The 4,811-nt window shown below is 73.4% G+C and carries 3 protein-coding genes; all 3 read left to right on the top strand.

The window, feature by feature from the left end:
• A partial coding sequence (locus CTKZ_RS16025; RefSeq protein WP_124343883.1) for a helix-turn-helix transcriptional regulator occupies nucleotides 1-616 on the top strand: 616 nt, incomplete at its 5' end.
• Nucleotides 617-729: 113 nt separating this feature from the next.
• Nucleotides 730-2,040 carry an MFS transporter gene (locus tag CTKZ_RS16020; RefSeq protein WP_124343882.1) on the top strand — a complete coding sequence of 437 codons (1,311 nt, stop codon included), beginning with the start codon at nucleotides 730-732 and terminating at the stop codon, nucleotides 2,038-2,040.
• A 31-nt stretch (nucleotides 2,041-2,071) separates the two neighbouring features.
• On the top strand, nucleotides 2,072-4,811 hold a 2,740-nt coding region (locus CTKZ_RS16015; protein ID WP_124343881.1), incomplete at its 3' end, for a nitrate reductase subunit alpha.

Below are 4,811 nucleotides of genomic sequence, written 5' to 3'. Positions count from 1 at the left end.
GCTCGCCGACCGGACCGGCCTGCACGAGAACACCGCACGCGAGCACCTGCAGCGCCTGGTGCTCGACGGGTTCGTGCACCGCGAACCCGAGGTCCGCACGACACGCGGGCGCCCGCGGATCGTCTACCGCGCCGTGACGTCGCAGGACGTGCGGACCGACCCCGTCGCCGCGCGCCGGCTGGAGGACGCGATCGCGGGCGCCGCGCTGAGCCGCGTGCTGCTGCAGGGCTACGGCACGCCCGTCGAGTCCGTCCCGGAGACCGCGCGTGCTGCGGGCCGCGAGCTCGCCGCCCGCGCCGTGACCGCGCTGCACACGCCGACGCCGCGCTCGTCGCCCGACGCGCCGCCCGAGCAGCGGCAGCTCGACGCGCTCACCGCGCACCTCGACCGGTTGGGGTTCGACCCCGACCTCGAGGACGAGCCGTTGCGGTTCCACCTGTGGCGCTGCCCGTTCCTCGACCTCGCCCGCGAGCGCCCGGACATCGTGTGCAGCGTGCACCTGGGCCTCGCGCAGGGCGTGCTCGACGCCGTCGGCGGCCCCGTCGAGGCGGCCGAGCTGCACCCGTTCGTCGAGCCCCACCACTGCGTCCTGACCCTCCGGTCCGCCGCCTCCTGACGACCTGAGCGCCGGGCGGTTTTCCACGGCACTCGCGGTGGAGCGGCCCGCCGGGGAGCCGCGATGCTCACGCCGAGGGGACCGCACCCCGGCGCACGCACGAGGAGGACCCGATGGCGGCAACGACGGCACTCGCGCCCGACCTGGCGAACTGGAACCCCGAGGACGAGTCCACGTGGGACAAGAAGCTCGCGTGGCGCACGCTCTGGATCACGACGTACAACCTGACGCTCGCGTTCTGCGTCTGGTACCTCGTGAGCGCGATCGCGCCCCGGCTCAACGTCATCGGGTACGACCTGTCGAAGGAGCAGCTGTACTGGCTGGTCGCGATCCCGGGCCTCGCGGGCGGCCTGTTCCGGATGGCGTACACGTTCCTGCCGCCGATGCTCGGGACGCGCACGCTGGTCGGCGGGACGGCGACGCTCATGCTGCTGCCGATGGCGGGCTGGACGATGGCGGTCCGCGACCCGTCCACGCCGTACGCGGTGCTGCTGCTGCTCGCCGTCGCGGCGGGCCTGGGAGGCGGAGCTTTCGCCGGGTTCATGCCGTCGACGAGCTACTTCTTCCCGAAGCGGATGGCCGGCACCGCGCTGGGCCTGCAGGCGGGGCTGGGCAACTTCGGCGTGAGCCTCATCCAGTTCCTCGTGCCGTGGGTCATCGGGTTCGGCCTGCTCGGCACGGCCGTCCTGACGCCGCAGCAGAAGGCCGACGGCGGCGGTCAGCTGTGGCTGCACAACGCGGGCCTCGTCCTGGTGCCGTGGGTGCTGCTCGGCATCGGGCTCGCGGCGCTGTACCTCAAGCGCGTGCCGGTGACGGCGAACATCCGCGAGCAGGCGGACATCTTCCGCGACAGGCACACGTGGTTCATGACCGCGATCTACGTCATGACGTTCGGCGCGTTCTCCGGGTTCGCCGCGCAGCTCGGCCTGCTCACGCTCAACCTGTTCGGCGGGTTCGAGAACGCGCCCGACCCGCTGAAGTTCGCGTTCCTCGGCCCGCTGCTCGGCTCGATCACGCGCGCCGCGTGGGGTCCGCTGTGCGACCGGTTCGGCGGTGCGGTGTGGACGCTCGTCTCCGGCCTCGGCATGACCGTCAGCACCGTCTTCACGCTGTTCTTCCTGCGCCCGACGGACACGGCCTCGTTCGGCTGGTTCCTCGCCGGGATGCTGCTGATCTTCACGTTCGCGGGCATCGGCAACGCGGGCACGTTCAAGCAGATGCCGATGATCTTCGACCGCCGGCGTGCGGGCGGCGTCATCGGGTTCACGTCCGCGTGCGCGGCGTTCGGCCCGTTCCTCGTCGGCATGGCGCTGTCCGCCTGGTCGCCCACGGCGTTCTTCGTCGGGTGCGCCGTCTACTTCGCCGCCTGCACCGTCCTGACCTGGGTGCAGTACGCGCGTCCCGGCGCCCCGCGCCCCAGCTGATCCGGTCCGCCCTCTTCCCCCGGAGGTCTCCGTGCCCGCACGTCACCAGCCCGCCGCCCCCGCGTCGTCCCCGCCCGGGACCGACCACCCGGCCGTCGACGCGCTCCTGCGCCTCGGCTCGCGCCTGCGGCCCGGCACGGTGTCGCCGGACCTGCGCAGCCTGTTCCTGGAGGGCGGTCGGAAGGGCGACGCGTTCTACCGGGACCGCTGGTCGCACGACAAGGTGGTGCGGTCGACGCACGGCGTGAACTGCACGGGGTCGTGCTCGTGGCAGGTGTACGTCAAGGACGGCATCATCACGTGGGAGACGCAGCAGACGGACTACCCGACGGTCGGCCCGGACTCCCCCGAGTACGAGCCGCGGGGGTGCCCGCGGGGCGCGTCGTTCTCCTGGTACACGTACTCGCCGACGCGCGTCCGGTATCCCTACGTGCGCGGCGTGCTGCTGCGGGCGTACCGCGAGGCCAAGGCGCGGACGGGCGACCCGGTCGCCGCGTGGGCGGAGGTCACGTCGGACCCGGAGACGGCGCGCGCGTACAAGGCGGCGCGCGGCAAGGGCGGGCTGGTCCGGGCGACGTGGGACGAGGCGTCGGAGATCGTCGCGGCCGCGCACGTGCACACCATCGCCGAGTACGGACCGGACCGGGTCGCGGGCTTCTCCCCCATCCCCGCGATGTCGATGGTGTCGCACGGGTCGGGCGCGCGGTTCGTCTCGATGCTCGGCGGGACCATGCTGTCGTTCTACGACTGGTACGCGGACCTGCCCGTCGCGTCGCCGCAGGTGTTCGGCGACCAGACCGACGTGCCGGAGTCGGCCGACTGGTGGAACGCCTCGTATCTCGTCATGTGGGGCTCGAACGTCCCGGTGACGCGCACGCCGGACGCGCACTTCCTCGCCGAGGCGCGCTACCGCGGGCAGAAGGTCGTCGCGGTCTCCCCCGACTACGCGGCCAACACCAAGCTCGCCGACGAGTGGCTCGCCCCGCACCCGGGCACGGACGGCGCGCTCGCGTTCGCGATGGGGCACGTCGTGCTGCGCGAGTTCCTCGTCGAGAAGCGCACCGCGCGGTTCGTCGACTACCTGCAGAAGTACACCGACGCGCCGCACCTCGTCACGCTCAAGCAGCGCGGCGACGCGTGGGTGCCGGACAAGTTCCTCACGGCCGACGTGCTGGGCGCTGCGGCCGGCGAGGACGCGCAGGCCCGCGACGCGGCGTTCATGACCGTCGTCCTCGACGCGGACGGCACCCCGCGCGTGCCGAACGGGTCGCTGGGCCGCCGGTTCGACCCCGCGCAGGCGGGCCGCTGGAACCTCGACCTCGGCGGGGTCGAGCCCGTGCTGTCCGTCCGCGACCTCGACGCGGCCGCGGGCGGTGCCCCCGAGGCCGTCGCCGTCGACCTCCCCCGCTTCGACCTCGCCCCCGAGGCGGGTGCCGAGCACCAGGGGGGTGCGGGCGTCGTGCGCCGCGGCGTCCCCGTGACGCGGGTCGGCGGCCGCGTCGTCACGACCGTGTTCGACCTGCTCCTCGCGCAGTACGGCGTGGGCCGCGAGGGCCTGCCCGGCGAGTGGCCGACCGGCTACGACGACGCGTCCACGCCGGGCACGCCCGCGTGGCAGGAGGAGATCACGTCGGTCCCCGCGGCGACGGCGGCGCGGATCGGGCGCGAGCTCGCGCAGAACGCCGAGGACTCGGGCGGCCGCTCGATGATCCTCATGGGCGCGGGCACCAACCACTGGTTCCACTCGGACACGATCTACCGCACGTTCCTCGCGCTCATGTCGATGACCGGCTGCCAGGGCGTCAACGGCGGCGGCTGGGCGCACTACGTCGGCCAGGAGAAGTGCCGACCCGTCACGGGCTGGGCGCAGTACGCGTTCGGGCTCGACTGGGTGCGGCCGCCGCGGCAGATGATCGGCACCGCATTCTGGTACCTCGCGACGGACCAGTGGCGCTACGACGGGCTGCCCGCCGACGCGCTCGCGTCGCCGCTGGCCGAGGGCCGGTTCGCGGGCCGCACGACCGCCGACTGCCTGGTGGAGAGCGCGCAGCGCGGCTGGATGCCGTCCTACCCGACGTTCGACCGCAACCCGCTGGACCTCGTCGACGAGGCGCGCGCCGCCGGGGTGGACCCGGCGCAGCACGTGGTCGACGAGCTCGAGGCCGGTCGGCTGCGCTACGCGTGCGAGGACCCCGACGACCCCGCGAACTTCCCGCGCGTGCTCACCGTGTGGCGTGCCAACCTGCTGGGCTCGTCGGGCAAGGGCAACGAGTACTTCCTGCGGCACCTGCTCGGCACGGACTCCGCGGTGCGCGCGCCCGAGTCCGAGCCCGGGCGGCGACCGGAGTCGATGACGTGGCGGGACGAGGCGCCGCGCGGCAAGCTCGACCTGCTCGTCACGAGCGACTTCCGGATGACGTCGACGACGCTGTTCAGCGACGTCGTGCTGCCCGCGGCGACCTGGTACGAGAAGCACGACCTGTCGACGACCGACATGCACCCCTACGTGCACTCGTTCAACCCGGCGATCGCGCCGCCGTGGCAGACGCGCACGGACTTCGACGTCTTCCACACCCTCGCCCGCGCGTTCCAGGACCTCGCCGCCGACCGGCTCGGCACGCGCGAGGACCTCGTCGCCGTGCCGCTGCTGCACGACACCCCCGACGAGCTCGCGACGCCGCACGGCGCGGTGCCCGACGCGGTGGGCCGCGTGCCGGGCGTCTCGATGCCGAGGCTCGTCGTCGTCGAGCGCGACTACGCGACGATCGCCG

Source organism: Cellulomonas algicola, assembly GCF_003851725.1.
GTDB classification, from domain to species: Bacteria; Actinomycetota; Actinomycetes; order Actinomycetales; family Cellulomonadaceae; genus Cellulomonas; species Cellulomonas algicola.
Note: the sequence above shows the minus strand (reverse complement) of the source record. Positions and strands in the feature narration are given on the sequence as shown.

Excerpts from the sequence above, each read along its gene's own strand:
- CTKZ_RS16020 (WP_124343882.1), top strand. The coding sequence starts at position 730 with ATGGCGGCAACGACGGCACTCGCGCCCGACCTGGCGAACTGGAACCCC.